Consider the following 17477-nt stretch of genomic DNA (forward strand, 5'->3'; position numbering starts at 1 on the left):
TTAAGCATTCAGAACCTGAAGAAACAGGAAGTTCAAAAGAGGGCCGAGAATGCCTGCCAATTTACCTCCTCAGTATTTTGAAGTGGAGAGAAGATACCGAGAGGCTAAAAGCGAAGCCGAAAAACTCCAGGCTCTTGAAGAAATGTTACGCACCATACCCAAACACAAAGGCACTGAAAAATTGCAAGCAGAAATCAAGCAAAAGATCTCCCGCATGCGAAAAAGCCTTCAGAAAGAAAAATCCAGGAAAGGAAGCACTTTTAACCCTTTCTACATTGAGAAGGCAGGGGTTACCCAGATAGCCATAATTGGCCCACCGAACAGTGGAAAATCAACACTTCTTGCAACTCTTACCAACGCCTCACCCCAAATTGCAGATTACCCCTTCACCACTTATCGACCCTTACCAGGAATGATGGAATACGAAAACATCCAGATTCAACTCATCGACTTTCCACCCATCGCTGAAAAGGAGTTGGAAGGCAACTTTGCTTCTGCCCTGCAACGGGTGCGTGCCTGCTTGCTGGTCGTAGACGCGAAAAGCGCTACCTTGCTTGAGGAAATAGAGAACGTTCGGAATAAACTGGAAAAATACCGTATTTCCCTGAACAAAGAAATACCGGGATGGCACACTATACGAACCTTGCTTCTCTGTAACAAAGTAGAGCATTCGGAAGACCAGGAAATCTTTTCCCTGGTTGAAGAACTATGGAAAGAAGAGTTTCCGGTTTGGGGAATATCTCTGAAAAACATTGACGAGAAAGGAAAAGCAGAACTCAAAAAACGCATCTTTGAAATAGCTGGAATTATTAGGGTGTATAGTAAACCTCCCAACCGACCACCAGACATGTCTCGCCCCTTTGTGCTCTTCAAGGGACAAACGGTAATGGACCTTGCGGAACTCATTCACAAAGAAGTCGCCAGCTCTACTCGAGGAGCAAGGGTGTGGGGTTCGGCCAAGTTTGAAGGTCAGTTCGTTCCCGTTGATTACCAGCTTGAAGACGGGGACGTGGTGGAAATCCACACCCATTGAACACTTCAGGAATCACTTAGAAAACACTGGGCATCCTCTGCAAAGGCATCTCCCGAGAGTGCATAGGCAAGAGCGCGACAACCCACACAAGATTTGAAAGCACAACTTCCACACTGACCGCTTATTTTCGATTTGTCCTTGAGGTTAGAAAGCAAGGTGCTACCACTCAGAATATCCATGAAGTCGTCTCTGTCCAGATAACCAAGTACCAGAGGTAAACGACGGCACGGAAAAAGGGCAGCATCTGGCATAATACAGAAAGAGCGTCCCAGCTCACAGAGCGCTCCTAAAAGTGAACGCTCGGCTATCGAAATCATAAAAGCCTTGTAGGGTAAAAGCTGTAAAGGTTCCACTTCTTCCAGCCGGCAGAAAGCAATGAGTGCCTGAATTAACGTTTTCCACATCGACCTATCAAGAACCAGCTCTTTCATCAGCTTACCCTTTCCTTCCGGGACAAAGCGCTCCAAAATCAGACCTTTAACACCCAGCTCATCCAGTAAGGGGAAAAGAGACTGCCACTCCAAAAAATTATCTCGATACAGAGTATACATGACGTACACATCAAACCGCTTCTGGCGACAAATCGTCTTTAAGCTCTCAACCACCTTCTCAAAGTTACCTTTGCCACGAATGAAGTCATTGCTTTTGGGGCCCGCTCCTTCCAAGGAAATTTTAAAGGAAACCAGCTTTCTGAAACGGGAAAGCACATCAAGCAGTCCTTGATTGAAAAGAGTAGCATTAGTGATAATGCTGATTTCTTCTGCCGAAGGATGAGTTTCCAGAAGCTCGAGGATGGCAAAGAGTGTGTCCCGTACAAGGAACGGTTCTCCCCCAGTAAGCGCAAAAGTAGCCTTTAAACCATGTTTAGCAAGGCTTGCAAGCAACCTTTTCCCAACCAAAACCGGGTCAGTCCAGGAAGGGACATCTTGGAAAAAATCCTGATAACAATGCCTGCAACGGAGATTGCAGCGATTGGTAAAGTGCCACTGGAAGTTTAGCACCTCTGACATGTTGAAAAACGACTAAGGAAAGACAATTTGTACCTTGAGGTGGTCAGGATTGTCCAAAACCTCAGAAAGGGCCAGACCAAAGTCGTTCAGCGTAAAAGAGGCTGAAATCAACCTGTTGACAGGGATAGCACCGCTGGCCAGCAAATTGAGCGAATATTGCATGGTCTTTTTGACTGCAAAAGAGCCCACAATGCGCAGGTCGTTCTTAAAAATGGAGTAAGGCTCCACTTTCATTAATGCACCCCGGGGAGCTACTCCGAAAAGCAGATAGGTACCATCCGGCTGAACAAACTGCAAGGCTTGTTCTTGCACTGCGGGGATACCAGTGGCATCGACCACCACCTCAAAGCCCAGAGGAGCTATCTCACGCAATCTGGAACCCTCGCAACCATCTGCAACCACCACTGCATGTGCTCCCAGCTCCTGAGCCAGATTGAGCTTTTTCTCGCTAACATCGACCATAGTAACCAGAGAGGCACCACTTTTCTGAAAAGCGCAGAGCAATAAAAGCCCTATAGGTCCTGCACCAAAAATGAGCACCCTTTCCCCAGGGCGTAGATTACTTCTCTGAATCCCATAAATTACACAGGCCAGAGGTTCGGCCATGGCCGCTTCCTGAAAGCTCAACCCCTCCGGTATCGGAAAAAGACACTTTTCCGGAACCGCAACCAGCTCGGCAAAGGCACCACTTCTGGTAACCCCCACTGCCTCAAGGTTAAGGCAGTGATTGTTTTTGTTGATTTTACAATAGTAGCAGCGATCACAAAATATGTTGGGATCTGCTGTCACCCGATCACCAGGCTTAAACTGGGTAACCTTTTCTCCAACTCGCTCCACAACCCCCGAAAATTCGTGTCCTGCAATGATGGGGAAATCCGAAAAGTACTCTGCTTGCAAAATGTGCAAATCTGTGCCGCAAACACCACACGCTTTTACCCTGACTATCACTTCATCAGGTCTACATTCAGGTTCTGCCACTTCTTCAACAACCCACTGATTCTTGGCTTTGAAAACACAGGCTAACATTTTACCTTTCACCTCCCGAAAATAAAGACACCACTGGGAAAATCCCCAGAGGTACCAGCATAGCCAGAGAACCCACCAGAGGCACCAGTTGAGAACGAAAGCCAAAATACCAGGAAAACCCAACTGCAATAACCAACCCAGAAAGCATCGATGTCCAGGCCGCCTGACGAGTACCTCTTTTCCAGTAAAGACCATAAACATAGGGCGCCAGAAAACTTCCTGCTGTTGCACCCCAGGAAATAGACATCAGGTTAACGATGAAAGTACTTCTTTTGAAAGCAATCAGCAAAGACAGGAAAACAAACAGGCCACATAGAAAGCGCATCCAGAAAAGAGAGTTTCTTCTCCAGGATTGAGGAAAGAGATCCACCACAACAGCCGAAGAAGAAACTAACACCAGGGAAGAAAGGGTGGACATGGAAGCAGAAAAAACCAGCAGTAAAAAAATCAAAGTAAAAGCCTGAGGCATGACTTTCACAATAAGGTTAGGCATCAGCAAATCAGCATTGGGCACACCGCCCATCTGGGGAAGCTCGGTAAAAAAAAGTCGAGTAAGTGAGCCAGAAAAGTAAGCGCTGAAAGCGCAAACCAGAGCAAATATGGTGCTGACCACTGTAGCCGCAAAAGCAATTCTCTCACTCTTCAAAGAATAAAACTTTTGAACCATCTGGGGAAGTCCCCAGGGACCAAGACTGGTTAACACCACCAGTCCAAAAAGGGGCCAGAAACCTGGAGGATCAATCACATTCACCAGGGAAGGGTTTATGGCCCGCAAGTTACTTATTGCACCACTTAGTCCGCCAACCTGAGGGTGAGCCAAAAGATAAAAAACCATGAAGATAGCTCCAAAGAACATGATGCTTCCCTGCACAAGGTCGGTTAATGCAACCGCAAAATAACCTCCCATCACCAGATACACACCAGTTAATACCGCTATCAAAAGCAGGGCCAGAACATAGGGAATACCCATTACTACATCAAAAAGGTAGCTCAAACCCATGTAAACCGAGGCTGAATAAGGAATCAAAAAGACGAAAACCAAAATTGCTGAGAATGCTTTCAGGTAAGGGTCACCATAGCGAGCGCCCAGAAACTCCGGCATGGTCATCACGTTAAGCTTTTCAGTAACTTGGCGGGTTTTCTTAGCAAGCAGTAGCCAGGCAAGCAGGGAACCAATTAGGGTATTACCCACCACAATCCATAAACTGGAAAGGCCAAAGTTCCAGCCTATGCGACCCGCATACCCTATAAAAAGCACGGCACTGAAATAGGTCGTGCCGTAAGCAAAAGCAGAAACCCAGGGACCCAAGCTTCGATTGGCGAGAAAAAAATCACTGAGAGATTTCGTTTTGCGCATGCTGTAATATCCGATAAGCAGCATACAGGCTACATACAGAACTAGAATCAACGTTTTCACTTGCTTTTGGCCTCCCTCCTCGTTATTATAGACATATGCTTGATGCCACCACGATAGAAAAAATCTTAGTCATTTTACAGGATAAAAAGCGGGAATGGCAAGATTACACCCTTTCTTCTCAAGAAAAAGACCCCTTACGTGTGCTTTTGGGATGTATCCTGAGTCAGCGCACCAAAGATGTAGTCACCCAGAAAGTGGCCGAAAGACTCTTCCGGATTGCTCCTTCAGCAGAAGCCATTGCCAAGCTTTCTGAAGAGGAGTTGAGTCGGATAATTTATCCAGTGGGTTTTTACCGCAGGAAAGCCAAAACTCTGCGAGAAGTCTCAAAAATTCTTCTCGAAAAACACGGAGGCAAAGTTCCCTCCTCACTTGAAGAATTGTTACAGCTTCCTGGAGTGGGAAGAAAAACGGCCAACCTGGTACTCAGTGTTTCCTTCGAAAAAGAAGCCATTGCCGTGGACACCCATGTTCATCGCATTGCTAACCGAACAGGTATGGTTGACACAAAAAATCCCGAAGAAACTGAGAAAGAACTACGCAAAATTATTCCTAAAAAATGGTGGAAAGAGCTCAACCACACCCTGGTTTTGTTTGGACAAAACATCTGCCTTCCCCGCCGACCCCGCTGTGGGATGTGCCCAGTCGAAAAGTATTGCGAGAAGATTGGAGTGCCAAAGTAGTGGGCTATGCAATTTTTTTGGCTGTTGTTCTCCTTGCTCCTGCCTTGCTACTTTCTTTCTTGAAAAAAGCCCAAACGGGATTTTACCTTCTCTACGTACTCAGTTTCCTTATTCCTTTAATTCTACCCCTGCCCCAAATAGAACGATTACTCCTTTTTTGCTATGCTGGCTTTGAGGGAACCTTTCTTTCCCTGTTGGCCAAAACTTATGCAGAGCTGGCAATTATCTTTTTAATGATTGGAATTCTTGCCGTCCCCAAGACTCCTTTATCCCTTCTTCCGGCACTGTTCTGGGGATGGTCTTTTGGAATGGGCAAGCTTGTCCGGGATATCCTGTTGGTGCTCTTTCATCCCCTCCATCACTTCTACGGTTACAGCCAGTTTGCAAGCTTCCTAACCCCTCTTTTGGTAATCAGGGGTGCTCTTGAGGCGCAGGTAGAAATGGCAGTTTTTGGTCTTCTGGCCCTGTGGTTTCATTCCAGAAAGCGTAAAGACAGGTCCCAGTCCCCGCTCATTCTGATTGCAGTGTTCTGCATAAAAACTCTTCACGCTCTGGTTTTGAGCTTTGCCCAGAGCACCCCCCAGGGAGCTTTGGTTTCCATTCTTTACACTTCAAGCATCCTGCCGCTTCTTTCCGTACTGGGTTATGCGATGCTCTTTGTAAGTTATCGAAAAGCAAAGGGGGTAGGCACAAATTAACCTACAGCACCTTGTAAAAGAGGTAACTGTGCTTTTTGTCATTCTGGCTTTCTTTACAGCTAACAGTGCCTTTTCCCAGCAACCATCTTATCCGGATTCGCTTCGCTACACAGTTCAGGCCCTCAAAGGCCAGCGGGAGCTGGGTACTTTCACTTACACCTTTCAGGAAGAAGGAAACACCTTGCACATTATGGTTATCTTGGGTCAGGGAACAGAAAATCGCAAAGAAGCCGAGCTATGGCTTGCCAAGCAAAACGGCCTCCCCATTCGTTCTCGAAAATGGGTGTATACACCACGTGGAACGCTATTTATCGAAAGTAACTATTACGCTGACCATATCGAAGTTCTTCTCTCTGCAAAAGCAGGAAAGAAAAAGGCTTTTCTGTCCTCGAAAGGACCGGTCTTTGACCTGGAACAGTTACCCTTTTTAATCGGCAACGAGCAACCAAAAAGCGTTCAATCACTTGCAGTGCTCATTCCCATCTCTGGCATGATATGGAAGGCCAGGGTGGAGAAACTCCAGGAAAGCCCTGACAAAACTCTGTTTTTGCTACAAGTTGCTGGAGAAAAACTGTACCTCTATTACAAGAACAACCAGTTTTATCCCGAAAAAATAGAAGCTCCTCAGAGGGGATACCAATTAGTACTTACCAAAGTTTTTAGTGAGTAACAACCAGCTCCATAGTCTCCCCTGCGTGGAAGGGAGGCTCAAAAATCCAGGTGTGCACTTCCCCACAAAAGCCACAACGTAAATCCACCTGGTGCGGGAAGTCCAGAGTGGTAATCCTGGAAATTACCCCAAGGGGCTCAAGCCGGCCTATAAAAGAGCCGTCAAGATAGAGTTCACCGTAGGTTTCAGGGCTGGATGAGGCAAAATAAACCACTCCCAGGCGGATCTCAGCTACCACGCCGAGACCCACCCGGCATCCAGAAAAAAGGAAAATACTTAATACTGCAGCTACAACCGCAAGAAATATTTTTGGCTCAATTCTACTTCTTATCAAGAGAACAGGCTCTTTAAGCTTCAGTATATTTCGATGGTATACCCGTCGTAAGTGGGCGTTACCCACCGATCAACTAAAATCACACCGGTATTTACATCCCGCAGGACAACTCTGTGCGTTTCATTGAGGGTAATTGAATACCATCCAGTGCATTGGGGAGCATACATACCCCAGCCGTCTATTATTCCCACTAAGTTGCCATCAATGTACACCCGGGCATAATAAGAAGAATTACTGGTACATACCCTTACATCTCCAAATACAAGCGGTGGGCCAACAATTGTTACATCACAACCTACAGCCACAAAAGCACTTGTCAAAAACAACACAACCAGCACCAAAACTTTTCTGTTTACCAAACGCATCACCCCAAAAACTTCACCCCTCACAAAAAGCAAGTTTTACCAGTAAGTGAAATTAACCAGGTTTTCTCCTGGCTGGGTAACAACATATTCAACATGGCTATAGTTGGCAAACTCATCCACCAGCTGAACTGAAACAGTTGTACCACAGGGAACATTGGGAATAAAAACTGCACCGTTGTAATCAAGATACTGACCAGTACTCTGCCCGTTCACCCAGACATAACCCCAGCAATCATAACACGAAGAGATAACCCGCAGACTGCAGGACGGCGGCGGTGGAGGTGAGGAACTGCCACCAGTACTGATGACTCCCGTTGCTCCACAACCCAAAAGTACTATGGTCAACATACCCACAAGCACCAAAAGAACCACTATTTTTGTTCTCAACAAAAACCCTCCTCTCAAAATAATATTTACGCCTTGAGTTTAGTCTAACCAACAAGGGTTGTCAACTAAAAACCAAGCCAGAAAGAGTATTAATTAACCACATGCTTTAGACTCAACAAACACGAGTTCTCCATCCACCAATCTCGCTACTCCCCGAGAAGCCTTCTTCAAGCGATCCATTATAGCTCTTCCCAACCCAACTTCCGGAACGGGGATTGCCAGAGCTTTCTTGACTCTCTTTCGTTCAAGCTCCCGCAATGCTGCAAAAAGCCGAAAGGCCACTTCCTTTAGGTCACCCTTTTCACTCAAAACGAAAACCATATCTCCAGAAAAAGAGGGAGGAAAAGGACTCAAAACAACGATGTTCTCAAGGTTCACCCTGCCAAGCTCTTCCACAGCCCCCTCGAAGATATAAAGCGGAACCCGGGGAGCATAGTGTGTCTTCAGCATTCCCGGAGCCAGGGTTGGACCAGAAAATCCCCTGCGCAGTATCACTTTCCTACCCAGGAGTTCTTCAATCAGCTCTACTGCTACTCCCCCCGGACGCAAAAGATAAAAATCCCCCTCTCTAAAAAGGAGAATGGTAGATTCCACTCCTACCGAAGTAACCCCACCATCCAGAATCAGGTCCACCTCGTCACCAAGGTCTTCTTCAACATCTTTTGCTTGGGTAGGACTCACATGCCCGAAAAGGTTAGCACTGGGAGCTGCTATAGGAAAACCGCAATATTGAATTAGCTTCAGTGCCACCGGATGGGCAGGTATTCTCACTGCCACCGTATCCAGCCCAGCGGTAACAATATCGGGCACGGTTTCTTTTCTGGGCAAAACCAGGGTAAGCGGACCAGGCCAAAAGCGTGAAAGAAGCACCTCCACTTCACGAGGCACTTCTCGCCAGAGAAGAAAAACCTCCTCTTTTGAAGCCACGTGCACAATAAGAGGGTCAAAAAAGGGTCGCCTTTTGACTTCAAAAATTCTCGCCACCGCTTGCTCTAAGCAAAAAACCGCCCCTAAGCCGTATACAGTCTCGGTGGGGAAAGCCACTAGCCTGCCCTCTGCAAGCAACTTTGCTCCCAATTTGATGTTTTCCTCTGTTGCAGGAACCACTTTTCCCATTTCTCAATTGACCTTTCCATGTTCAGTGTATAGAATAATTCACTATGAATATCTGGCAAGCAAGCACCTTAGGTATTATACAGGGATTAACCGAGTTTTTTCCAATTTCCTCGAGCGCCCATTTGATCCTTCTCCGCCCGGTGTTCTCTTTGGGAGAAGAAAGTTTATTGTTTGATGTGCTTTTGCATGGTGGAACCCTGTTTGCAGTTTTAATATACCTTCTCCCCCAATACAGAAAACTTATCAAAGATCCCTTATACGTTCTTAAAGTCCTCCTGGCCACCATACCCGCAGGGGTGTTTGGGCTACTTTTTGAAAAAACCATCGAGGATTCTCTTCGCCAAAAACACCTGTTGATAATACTGCTTCTAATTGCGGTAGGCTTCATTTTCCTCCTGGTCAGAGAAAAAAGTGCAAGACCACTGGAAAATCCAGGATTTAAAGAAGCATTTTTCATCGGCCTTTTTCAAGTCTTTGCACTTTTTCCCGGTGTTTCCCGCTCTGGAGCCACCATCCTTGCCGGTCTCCTGGTTGGCCTCAAACGAGAAGAAGCGGTTCTTTTCTCTTTCTTTCTGTCGCTGACCACCATAGGAGGAGCCTTTGCAAGAGGAGTTCTTCAGCTATCCCCGGGCAGTTTTTTCGCAAGCACTCCAATTCTCGCAGGATTTTTGGCTGCGCTTCTATCCGGGTTTTTAGCTTGCTTTTTCCTTTTCAAGATAGTCAAAAACCGTGGATTGCGACCCTTCGGGTTCTATCGAATTGCGATGGGAATCTTTTTCCTTCTCTGGTTGGCGTTCAGAACATAGCCTCTTCAAAAAACATCCGCAGTCTCTCAAAGAGCGCTTTCTCAATGCGCCTGAAAAGGTCATCAGAGAAAAAGTGGTCTGGCAACCAAATTTTAATGCGGCCGTCTTCAAAAACCAGACCTAACTCGGAGGGAAGCTCTTCAACTTCGTTTTCCACCGCTTCAAGCAAAAAGGAGTTCAAAGCACCAAAGGGAATGAAGCAGAGCTGATACGGACTATCCAGCTCGTACTCCCAGTACACAAAAACTATTTCACCATGTCGATGAGGAACTGGCTCCAGCTTTAAACGAAGCATCTCAAACAACTCCTATTGCAAAATACCCACCAAAAAAAACCAGTAAAGCACCACACACGCCCACCATCCCCCTGTAAAAACGGGGAGAAAAGAAACTGCGACCCCGGTCTATAGTAAAAGACACCAAACTGTACCACACCAAATCGGAAAGAATATGCCCCAGAAAGAAAACCACCGGACCCCAGATTGGAAAACGGCTGGCTGAAATCACCAGCGCCATTCCCACCGTGGCCCACCACATCACCCAATAAGGGTTGGAAAGACTGGCCACAATTCCTTTCCATATCAAGCTACCTGAAGAAAAAGACTTTGAAGAGCCATGCAAAATGTCACCTTGAAGGCGACGCAGAGATAAGAGCATATCCAACCCCAGATAGGCCAGTACACCCCCACCGGCAAGACCGATGACCTTTATTACCCAGCCATTTTTAAAAAACACTCCCAAGCCTGAGACCAGGGCAACAACCATACCCGTCTCAAGCAGGGCATGTCCCAAAACCACCAGAGGACCAGCCCGGAAACCCTCTTTTGAGCTCCCTGAAAGCACCACCGCAAGCAAAGGACCAGGCATCAGAGCCCCCGAAAACCCTATCAGGAAAGCACTTGCAAAAATGGAAAGCAACGTCCAGGTCTCCATGGCGTGACCTTCTTCTATCAGTACTCCTTTATATTATAACCGAAAACCACCAGCTGAAAGGACGGGGAGATAAAAAAAGCACCCGGCTTACACAGTCCGGGTGCTTTCCAAGAAAACCAATGCATTCAGACCAGATAGGGTTTCAAAAGCTGTTTAGCAAGAAGGATGCCTTTCAGCTTGCTCTCAGCATCTTTCTCAAAGCTGCGATCTTCGTGTTCTACACTCACCACATAATCATAACCCACGTCATACAGGGCACGGATAAAGGATTTCCAATCAATGTCTCCAGTGCCAGCAACTTTATCTACATACCATCCGAAGCCAAAGATGCCTACCTGGTTCAAGCGGTCTTTGAGAATTTTGGTATCTTTGGCGTGAGTATGGAAGATTTTTTCCCGAAAGTCATAGACCACTTTAACGTAATCTACCTGTTGCCAGATAAGGTGCGAAGGGTCAAGATTCAGGCCCAAATAATCAGAGGGAATGATTTCAAACATACGCTCCCAGATTTCTGGTGTGGTAGCCAGATTGGTTCCTCCTGGCCAGCGGTCAATAGTGTAGAGCATGGGACAATTTTCTATAGCCAACTTAACTCCATGATCTTCGGCAAACTTCACAAGCTCTGGAAAGACTTTGCCATATTCTTCCAGCGCTTCTTCAACGTTCATGCGAGGGTCTCTTCCGACAAAAGTGCCCACTACACCCACACCAAGAAGAGAAGCCGCCTTGATAACTTTTTTCAGATGCTCATGGTAAAATTTGCGCCGTTCAAGGTCCGGATCCAGATTGTTGGGATAATAACCGAGAGAAGAAATTTCCAGCTTATATTTTTTGAGCATTTCCCGTATCTGGGCAGCACTTTCTGAATTCAAGTTTTCAACATCTATATGCTGCGTTCCCGCATAGCGCCTTTTCTCGTAAGTTTTGGGCCAGCAGGCAACCTCCAGCATTTCAAAACCGTTTTGGGAAGCCCAGTTTGCTATTTCTTCCAGAGTGAGCTCCGGAAGGCAAGCAGTCATGAAGCCTATCTTCATCAGTCTCTCCTCCTTCATTATTCAACCTTCACCCAGCGCCCGCTACGGGCACTTTCCAGAATGGCTTCACACAAAATCACCTCACGCAACCCATCCTGGAAAGTTGGGAAAGAAGGAGCGGTTCCCCGCTTGTTCTCGGCATCCAAAATGAAGCGATACACTTCTTTAAACATCTGCTTGGAAGTATCAGGAAAGCCTTCGTTATGTCCTCCAGGAAAGGAAACAATTCCCCGGGTCTCTTCAGAAAGCAGCGAAGGGTCTTTCATCAGTAGTTCGTTAGCTTTGTCTCTCCTTCCAATCCACAGCTCATTGGGCCGCTCAGAATCCCAGCTTAAAGCACATTCAGAACCATGAATTTCAAAGAACAGGCGATTCTTCCTTCCTGCCGCCACTTGATTAACAGTCATAACACCGTGGGCACCATTTTTGAAGTGCAAAAGCACACTGGCATAGTCTTCGGTATTTATGGGAATATCCTGGTAGTCTTCAGGACGCAGAATTTTCCCTGCATAGGTCTCCACAGGCTTTAAAGGCTTTTTGCGAATCTTGTGGAAGGTGGCAAAATCAGCAAAAACTTCTACTACCCGGTCTCCGCTTATATACTCGATAAGGTCCAACCAGTGGGAACCAATATCAGCAACAGCCCGGGAATCTCCACTCAACTCAGGTTCCAAGCGCCAGTTATAGTCAGTATCATAGAAAAGCCAGTCCTGAAGGTAAGAACCGTGTATAGCGAAGATTTTGCCCACTCTTCCGTTTTTCACCATGAAGTGGGCTTCACGTGCCAGGGGATAATATCGGATGTTAAAGTGAACGGCATTGACCAGATTCTTCTTTTCGGCAAGCTCCACCAGTTCTTCTGCTTCTCTGCGGTTCATAGCCAGCGGTTTTTCACAAACCACGTGCTTTCCAGCAAGTAGTGCCTCTTTGCTCATTTCGTAGTGCAAAAAGTTGGGAGTACAAATGTGAACCACTTCCACCTCGTCGTTTTTAAGCAGTTCCCGATAGTCACCATACCACTTTGGAATGGCCAGTTCCTGAGCTTTCTTTTGAGCTACTTCGTCGTTTACATCAGCCACTGCCACCACTTCAGCCAGGGCAGTGCGTCTTGCGGCCTCAACATGTGCTGGTCCTATAAAACCCGTACCAATAACTCCCATTTTAAGAGTTCTGCTCATCCTATAACCCCCTTTGTCCATTGTTCTTTTGCCCAGGTCGCTGTACCAACTACACCAGCATCCATTCCCAGCAAAGCAGGAGAAAATTTAATGGTATCAACCGGGGCCATAAAGAGCCGCTCTTTTAAACCCCGCCAGATGCTTTCAAAAAGCAGGTCTCCAGCTTGAGCAACTCCGCCCCCTATCACGATCATCTCCGGATTAACAACCACGCAGATATTGGAAAGAGCCTGACCAATGTAAAGACCTGCCCTCATGATTATTTCTTTTGCTATTTCATCTCCTTTGCCTGCAGCTTCAGCAATAACCCGGGGTGTTACTCTATTGAGGTCTCCTTCCACCATATCCCGAATTAGAGTGTCATTTTGCTGGACTAAAGCCCTCAGGGCAGAGGCCACCATGGCAGGACCCGAAGCATAGGCTTCAAGGCAACCCCTGTTGCCACACCCGCACCTTACACCCTGCGGCTCAACGGTGATATGGCCAAACTCTCCAGCACTCCCATCTTTTCCTATGTAAAGCTCCCCATTGATAACCACACCACCACCGATACCAGTACCAATAGCCACCATGACCATACTGGTAACTTCTCGCCCTGCGCCAAAGCGCTTCTCAGCAAGCGTAATCGCTCTAACGTCATTGATAACCGCTACCGGCAAGGAAGTTTTCTCTTCCAGGAGCCTTTTAATGGGTACCCCTTTCCACTTGTTGGGAAAGTTGGGGAGAAGAATTCCAACCCCTTCCTTCCAGTCAATAAGGCCGGGAATGCCTATACCCAGAGCCTCCACACTCACCCCAGCGGTAACGTTTTCTTTAAGACGTACCGCTTCTTGAGCGATATCCTCTATAACTTTTTCAGCCCTGCGCATTGCTCTGGTAGGTATGGTCGAGCGTTGCAATACCTTTCCATCTTTGTCGACTACGGCAATTTTGGTATTGGTCCCTCCAAGGTCCACTCCCAGAAACGCCCTTTCACTCATTTTCGATCCCCCTCAAAATCTATTCTTCGACGGATTTGTGCCTGATCAGCAACCAGGTGTACAGTAAAACGCAGGCGATCTCCCCGGGCCACGGAGCGCGTAAGTTCGACTGGGACATCGTTTTTCAGAAAAGCAACCCTCTCTATCAGGAAGGCCGGCAACCCTCGACGACAGCCCAGAATTTCTGCTTCCCTTTTCCTTATACTACCCACTTCATAAGTTTCAAAAGCATGCACCAGAACCAGGCCGTATTTATCCCTCAAAACGGCATAGAGAGACCCCTGACCCAGGTCCTCCTGGACAAGGTCCGGACAGAGAAAACAGGGAATGTAGGTATGCTCAACCAGGATGGGGTCTCCATTGGCAAGGCGCACCCTTACAATTTCGTTTACCTTTTTGTTTTCACCTGAAAGGCGCAGGAGCTCCGCAACGTCTTCTTCGGCCTCAACCACCCTCTGGGTTATTACTCGAGAGCTGGGTCTTAATCCCAACTCCAGCATGTCTTCACTGAAACTGTAGAGCCTGGGCAACCTTCTTCGGAGCTTGAGCGAGGCAACAAAGGTACCCCTGCCTTGCTGGCGGTAAACCAAACCCTCCTGAACTAAAGCATTGATGGCCTGGCGCACTGTGATCCTGCTCACTTTGTAAACCTGCCCCAGTTCGTTTTCAGAAGGAAGACGGTCCCCTGGTTTAAGTGCGCCACTAAGTATCTGGTTTTTCAATATGTTTTTAAGCTGAACATAGAGTGGAACATCTCGATTGGAGTAAATTTCTTCCATAACCCCTCTGTTTCACCAGCCTGCCCGAAGTGTTTTTTGCAGCTTATTATACCTCAGTTTTGCAGCTTCCCAAACGTTTCCGCTTGGGAAGCTGCAAAATCACACCAGATTAAAGCTCGATTTCAGTGGGCAGGTTAGAAATAATTTCCTGGTTAGCATTGAGCAAAATGCCCTCGTCAAGGGTCAGGGCTATATTTGCTCCATCAGTGACCGCACCACGCAGGTTGCGTACTGTTTTGGCATCGCCAATTTTGGTCACGTTCAAACCTGCTGCAAGTAGCTCCCGGTACAGGCTGTCATCCGGCACCACGTTGGCGAGCACTACATTATCCACTTTTATCGTCTTGCGGTTAAATTCGTTATCCTGAACCACCACACTACCATCTTCTCGAATTTCAAGCACCGTAGAAGAGGCCAGGATGGTCACCGGGTGAGCAAAAGTGCGTCCCTTAAGCCCTTCACCATTGCTGCCGGCAAATCTCTTCATCATCACGTCCCGGTGGCAGGGTTCCATCCAGGAAGCAAACTCTTTTTCTTCGGTAACTATGTAAACCTTCTTGCCTTCCACGCCGAGCTTTTCAACTGCATCAGCTGCACCAAAATGGTCTCCCCAGACCAGTACCACTTCTCCAACTTCCACCGGCTCTGGCTTATCACCAGGATAGTACTCGCAACCTTTGGTTTTGCAGCGGAGGATATCCTGGAAGCTCACAACCAGCGGAAGGTCGATACCGGGAATATCCGGTTTCTGCACTTTGCTTCCTGTGGCCACAACAACTGCATCAAAAGCCTTGAGGTCCTCAACAGTAGGAACCGTTCGATAACGCACTTCAACTCCCAGCTTCTTCATCTGCCGTCTCTGCCAGTCAGCATACCAGCGCATCTTGTTTTTGCCAGCCACCGTGCAGCAGTAAAGAATAGCTCCACCAAGTTCTCCTGTCTTTTCAAAAATGGTCACCTGGTGTCCTCGCAAGGTAGCAATGCGAGCAGTTTCCATTCCACCCGGTCCACCACCAACCACAGCCACTTTCAGACTCTTCTTGGCCCTGGGAAGGTTTATGAACCGCTCATCGCCGATAGCCGGGTTAATAGCGCAACGCATTTCCCGTTTAATCATTAAAGATTCCTGCCAGCAGCCAACCAGACAGGAAATGCACTTGCGAATTTCATCCACCTTTCCGTACTTTGCCTTGTTGGCCCAGTAAGGGTCAGCAATGAGCTGCCTGGAAAGGCCTACCATATCAGTCTTACCCTCAGCCAGAATACGCTCACAATATGCTGGGTCACGCAAGGTATGACTGGTAATGACCGGAATTTTAACGTGTTTTTTAATCTCTTCAGCGGTGTAAGTGTTCCAACCCTGGGGATAGTACATGGGATCCATGGTCGGACCCGGAACTTCAAATATGCCTGCGCTGATGTCCAGGAAAGCTACACCAGCTTCTTCCATAAGCTTGGCAATCTTAATGCTCTCATCAAGGGTCCTACCGCCTTCAATCCACTCTTCGCCAGAATAACGAATGCCGATGGGGAATTTCTTGCCACACTTAAGCTTGATGCGATCAATTATTTCCAGCACGAAGCGCATGCGATTGATAAAGCTCCCGCCAAAACGGTCATTACGACGGTTGACATAAGGACTCATAAACTGGGCAATAAGGTAGCCATGTGCTCCATGAAGCTCGACGGCATCAAACCCAGCTTGCTGAATTCGCCAAGCTGCTTCAGCGAATTTTTCGATTAAATCGTAAATTTCCTCAATGGTCATGGCACGAATGGATTTACCAGATTTTCCAAGGTCCTCTGCGTAAACTATTTCATGACCTGCAGACCCAGGAAGAGAAACTACCATGTCGGTAGCTGAAAAGAGGTCTTTGCGGGGCCAAGCAGCTTGACGGCCAGGGTGTTGAATCTGTACTGCACACTTTGCACCGTGACGATGCATCGCTTCAGCCAGACGGGCAAGTCCGGGTATCATAGGGTCTTCATCTGCAGCCAGGCAGGTCACCGTAGGCCGGCCCGTAGCTTTATCAGGGGTTGTCGCACCCACGATTATAAAGCCGGTACCACCCTTAGCAATTTCTTCGTGGTAGGTTATAACTCGCTCATTCACCGAACCATCCGCATTGGCAGAGCTTATATCGGTGGGAACATGCACAATGCGGTTGGGAACCACAAAATTACCTATTTCAATTGGAGAAAAAAGATGGGGGAAATTTTGATTGGCCAAAAGAAACTACCTCCCTTCAACAGCAACCTTGTTTTTTTCTTCGATAGCATTCTTCCATTATCTCAGCCGTCTTCGTGGCACCAAAGCGAGTAGCTCCCACCTCCCTAACTTTCAAAGCAGCGTCAAGCGTGCGCACACCACCTGCAGCCTTAACCTGAACTCTCGGAGAAACGCTTTCCCGCATTAGCTTGAGGTCTTCAATGGTTGCACCACCTGGAGCGAAGCCAGTCGAAGTCTTTACAAAATCGGCACCAGCCTCTTCAGCAAGTTTGCAACCTATCCTTTTCAATTCATCATCAAGATAGCAGTTTTCGAGTATGACCTTTACAATAACCCCATGGCGGTGAGCAACATCGCAAACTGCCTTAATGTCTTCCCGAACATAGTCAAAATCTCTGCTTCTCAGCTTACCAATGTGAATAACCATGTCCAGCTCTTCGGCTCCGTCCTTTATCGCTTGCTCTGCTTCAAAAACTTTGGTCTCCGTTTTGTGCGAACCATGAGGAAACCCCACCACTGCTCCCACCTTAACCTCGCTTCCTGCAAGAAGCTTTTTGGCAAGTGCTACATCAGAGGGCCGACAGCAAACGGAAGCAACATTATATTTTTTGGCAATTTCACAACCCTCAACAATATCCTGGTCAGTGAGCTCTGGGCGAAGCAGAGAGTGGTCTATCATCTTAGCAATCTCTTCACAGGTGTACTCCATAATAAAGCCTCCTCTCTTTCGATGAATTGTTATAACAATATGTTTTCATATCATACTTTGAAGAGTAAGTCAATAGAAGCAAAGCGCCAGAAA

20 protein-coding genes are annotated in these 17477 nt (G+C 47.2%); 5 read left to right on the forward strand and 15 right to left on the reverse strand.

Annotated elements, in window-relative coordinates; all coding sequences use genetic code 11:
- Nucleotides 1–49 precede the first annotated feature (49 nt).
- On the forward strand, nucleotides 50–1033 hold the full coding sequence (locus ACKTT1_RS08460; protein ID WP_412709251.1) for a GTPase: 984 nt from the start codon (nucleotides 50–52) through the stop codon (nucleotides 1031–1033).
- 5 nt (nucleotides 1034–1038) lie between these two features.
- Here the strand turns inward: ACKTT1_RS08460 and ACKTT1_RS08465 are convergent, their stop codons facing one another.
- From ACKTT1_RS08465 to ACKTT1_RS08475, 3 genes are read right to left on the reverse strand one after another with little or no spacing between them, the layout of a single operon-like run.
- Entirely contained in the window at nucleotides 1039–2043 is a 1005-nt protein-coding gene (locus tag ACKTT1_RS08465) for a radical SAM protein (RefSeq protein ID WP_412709252.1), read from the reverse strand.
- A gap of 12 nt (nucleotides 2044–2055) precedes the next feature.
- A complete protein-coding gene (locus ACKTT1_RS08470) occupies nucleotides 2056–3069 on the reverse strand; it encodes a zinc-dependent alcohol dehydrogenase family protein (RefSeq protein ID WP_412709253.1) in 1014 nt (337 codons plus the stop codon).
- Nucleotide 3070: 1 nt separating this feature from the next.
- Nucleotides 3071–4486: a sodium:solute symporter family transporter gene (locus ACKTT1_RS08475; RefSeq protein ID WP_412709254.1), complete on the reverse strand. Its 1416-nt coding sequence runs from the start codon at nucleotides 4484–4486 to the stop codon at nucleotides 3071–3073.
- A 35-nt stretch (nucleotides 4487–4521) separates the two neighbouring features.
- Here ACKTT1_RS08475 and nth point away from each other — a divergent pair, with 35 nt between their 5' ends.
- The 3 genes from nth to ACKTT1_RS08490 are packed head-to-tail and all read left to right on the forward strand — an operon-like array spanning nucleotide 4522 to nucleotide 6534.
- Nucleotides 4522–5166, forward strand: coding sequence for an endonuclease III (gene nth / locus ACKTT1_RS08480; protein WP_412709255.1), 645 nt, complete (start codon nucleotides 4522–4524; stop codon nucleotides 5164–5166).
- Nucleotides 5166–5864 carry a hypothetical protein gene (locus tag ACKTT1_RS08485; protein WP_412709256.1) on the forward strand — a complete coding sequence of 233 codons (699 nt, stop codon included), beginning with the start codon at nucleotides 5166–5168 and terminating at the stop codon, nucleotides 5862–5864. The genes nth and ACKTT1_RS08485 overlap by 1 nt, the downstream gene beginning before the upstream one ends.
- Nucleotides 5865–5892: 28 nt before the next feature.
- Nucleotides 5893–6534 carry a hypothetical protein gene (locus ACKTT1_RS08490; protein WP_412709257.1) on the forward strand — a complete coding sequence of 214 codons (642 nt, stop codon included), beginning with the start codon at nucleotides 5893–5895 and terminating at the stop codon, nucleotides 6532–6534.
- Here ACKTT1_RS08490 and ACKTT1_RS08495 read toward each other — a convergent pair.
- From ACKTT1_RS08495 to ACKTT1_RS08510, 4 genes are all read right to left on the reverse strand, one after another.
- A complete protein-coding gene (locus ACKTT1_RS08495; RefSeq protein WP_412709258.1) occupies nucleotides 6524–6868 on the reverse strand; it encodes a hypothetical protein in 345 nt (114 codons plus the stop codon). The genes ACKTT1_RS08490 and ACKTT1_RS08495 overlap by 11 nt on opposite strands.
- 20 nt (nucleotides 6869–6888) lie before the next feature.
- A complete protein-coding gene (locus ACKTT1_RS08500) occupies nucleotides 6889–7257 on the reverse strand; it encodes a hypothetical protein (RefSeq protein ID WP_412709259.1) in 369 nt (122 codons plus the stop codon).
- A 12-nt stretch (nucleotides 7258–7269) separates the two neighbouring features.
- On the reverse strand, nucleotides 7270–7620 hold the full coding sequence (locus tag ACKTT1_RS08505) for a hypothetical protein (RefSeq protein ID WP_412709260.1): 351 nt from the start codon (nucleotides 7618–7620) through the stop codon (nucleotides 7270–7272).
- A gap of 93 nt (nucleotides 7621–7713) precedes the next feature.
- Nucleotides 7714–8736: an L-threonylcarbamoyladenylate synthase gene (locus ACKTT1_RS08510; protein WP_412709261.1), complete on the reverse strand. Its 1023-nt coding sequence runs from the start codon at nucleotides 8734–8736 to the stop codon at nucleotides 7714–7716.
- Nucleotides 8737–8780: 44 nt separating this feature from the next.
- On the opposite strand from ACKTT1_RS08510, the gene ACKTT1_RS08515 reads away from it, so the two are divergent.
- Nucleotides 8781–9542: an undecaprenyl-diphosphate phosphatase gene (locus ACKTT1_RS08515; protein ID WP_412709262.1), complete on the forward strand. Its 762-nt coding sequence runs from the start codon at nucleotides 8781–8783 to the stop codon at nucleotides 9540–9542.
- Here ACKTT1_RS08515 and ACKTT1_RS08520 read toward each other — a convergent pair.
- The 8 genes from ACKTT1_RS08520 to deoC all read right to left on the reverse strand — a co-directional run bounded on the left by ACKTT1_RS08520 (nucleotide 9532) and on the right by deoC (nucleotide 17384).
- Entirely contained in the window at nucleotides 9532–9837 is a 306-nt protein-coding gene (locus ACKTT1_RS08520; protein WP_369018795.1) for a hypothetical protein, read from the reverse strand. The genes ACKTT1_RS08515 and ACKTT1_RS08520 overlap by 11 nt on opposite strands.
- Before the next feature lies 1 nt (nucleotide 9838).
- Entirely contained in the window at nucleotides 9839–10474 is a 636-nt protein-coding gene (locus ACKTT1_RS08525; RefSeq protein WP_412709263.1) for a LysE family transporter, read from the reverse strand.
- Nucleotides 10475–10599: 125 nt separating this feature from the next.
- On the reverse strand, nucleotides 10600–11508 hold the full coding sequence (locus ACKTT1_RS08530) for a sugar phosphate isomerase/epimerase family protein (RefSeq protein ID WP_412709264.1): 909 nt from the start codon (nucleotides 11506–11508) through the stop codon (nucleotides 10600–10602).
- A 17-nt stretch (nucleotides 11509–11525) separates the two neighbouring features.
- Nucleotides 11526–12686 (reverse strand): Gfo/Idh/MocA family protein, encoded by a 1161-nt coding sequence (locus ACKTT1_RS08535; RefSeq protein WP_412709265.1) that lies wholly within the window; start codon nucleotides 12684–12686, stop codon nucleotides 11526–11528.
- On the reverse strand, nucleotides 12683–13666 hold the full coding sequence (locus tag ACKTT1_RS08540) for an ROK family protein (RefSeq protein WP_412709266.1): 984 nt from the start codon (nucleotides 13664–13666) through the stop codon (nucleotides 12683–12685). Before ACKTT1_RS08540 ends, ACKTT1_RS08535 begins: the two co-directional genes overlap by 4 nt.
- Nucleotides 13663–14445: a GntR family transcriptional regulator gene (locus ACKTT1_RS08545; protein ID WP_412709267.1), complete on the reverse strand. Its 783-nt coding sequence runs from the start codon at nucleotides 14443–14445 to the stop codon at nucleotides 13663–13665. The genes ACKTT1_RS08540 and ACKTT1_RS08545 overlap by 4 nt, the downstream gene beginning before the upstream one ends.
- A 109-nt stretch (nucleotides 14446–14554) precedes the next feature.
- Nucleotides 14555–16675 (reverse strand): FAD-dependent oxidoreductase, encoded by a 2121-nt coding sequence (locus ACKTT1_RS08550; protein ID WP_412709268.1) that lies wholly within the window; start codon nucleotides 16673–16675, stop codon nucleotides 14555–14557.
- Nucleotides 16676–16691: 16 nt separating this feature from the next.
- Nucleotides 16692–17384, reverse strand: coding sequence for a deoxyribose-phosphate aldolase (gene deoC / locus ACKTT1_RS08555; RefSeq protein WP_412709269.1), 693 nt, complete (start codon nucleotides 17382–17384; stop codon nucleotides 16692–16694).
- Between the last annotated feature and the right edge of the window lie 93 nt (nucleotides 17385–17477).

It is taken from the genome of Atrimonas thermophila, from assembly GCF_045864955.1.
In the GTDB taxonomy this organism is placed as follows: Bacteria; Atribacterota; Atribacteria; order Atribacterales; family Thermatribacteraceae; genus Thermatribacter; species Thermatribacter velox.

Bases quoted from the DNA above. Each gene is read 5' to 3' on its own strand.
- ACKTT1_RS08460 (WP_412709251.1), top strand. From the start codon at position 50: ATGCCTGCCAATTTACCTCCTCAGTATTTTGAAGTGGAGAGAAGATAC.
- ACKTT1_RS08465 (WP_412709252.1), bottom strand. From the start codon at position 2,043: ATGTCAGAGGTGCTAAACTTCCAGTGGCACTTTACCAATCGCTGCAAT.
- ACKTT1_RS08470 (WP_412709253.1), bottom strand. From the start codon at position 3,069: ATGTTAGCCTGTGTTTTCAAAGCCAAGAATCAGTGGGTTGTTGAAGAA.
- nth (WP_412709255.1), top strand. From the start codon at position 4,522: ATGCTTGATGCCACCACGATAGAAAAAATCTTAGTCATTTTACAGGAT.
- ACKTT1_RS08510 (WP_412709261.1), bottom strand. From the start codon at position 8,736: ATGGGAAAAGTGGTTCCTGCAACAGAGGAAAACATCAAATTGGGAGCA.
- ACKTT1_RS08515 (WP_412709262.1), top strand. From the start codon at position 8,781: ATGAATATCTGGCAAGCAAGCACCTTAGGTATTATACAGGGATTAACC.
- ACKTT1_RS08520 (WP_369018795.1), bottom strand. From the start codon at position 9,837: ATGCTTCGTTTAAAGCTGGAGCCAGTTCCTCATCGACATGGTGAAATA.
- ACKTT1_RS08525 (WP_412709263.1), bottom strand. From the start codon at position 10,474: ATGGAGACCTGGACGTTGCTTTCCATTTTTGCAAGTGCTTTCCTGATA.
- ACKTT1_RS08530 (WP_412709264.1), bottom strand. From the start codon at position 11,508: ATGAAGATAGGCTTCATGACTGCTTGCCTTCCGGAGCTCACTCTGGAA.
- ACKTT1_RS08535 (WP_412709265.1), bottom strand. From the start codon at position 12,686: ATGAGCAGAACTCTTAAAATGGGAGTTATTGGTACGGGTTTTATAGGA.
- ACKTT1_RS08540 (WP_412709266.1), bottom strand. From the start codon at position 13,666: ATGAGTGAAAGGGCGTTTCTGGGAGTGGACCTTGGAGGGACCAATACC.
- ACKTT1_RS08545 (WP_412709267.1), bottom strand. From the start codon at position 14,445: ATGGAAGAAATTTACTCCAATCGAGATGTTCCACTCTATGTTCAGCTT.
- deoC (WP_412709269.1), bottom strand. From the start codon at position 17,384: ATGGAGTACACCTGTGAAGAGATTGCTAAGATGATAGACCACTCTCTG.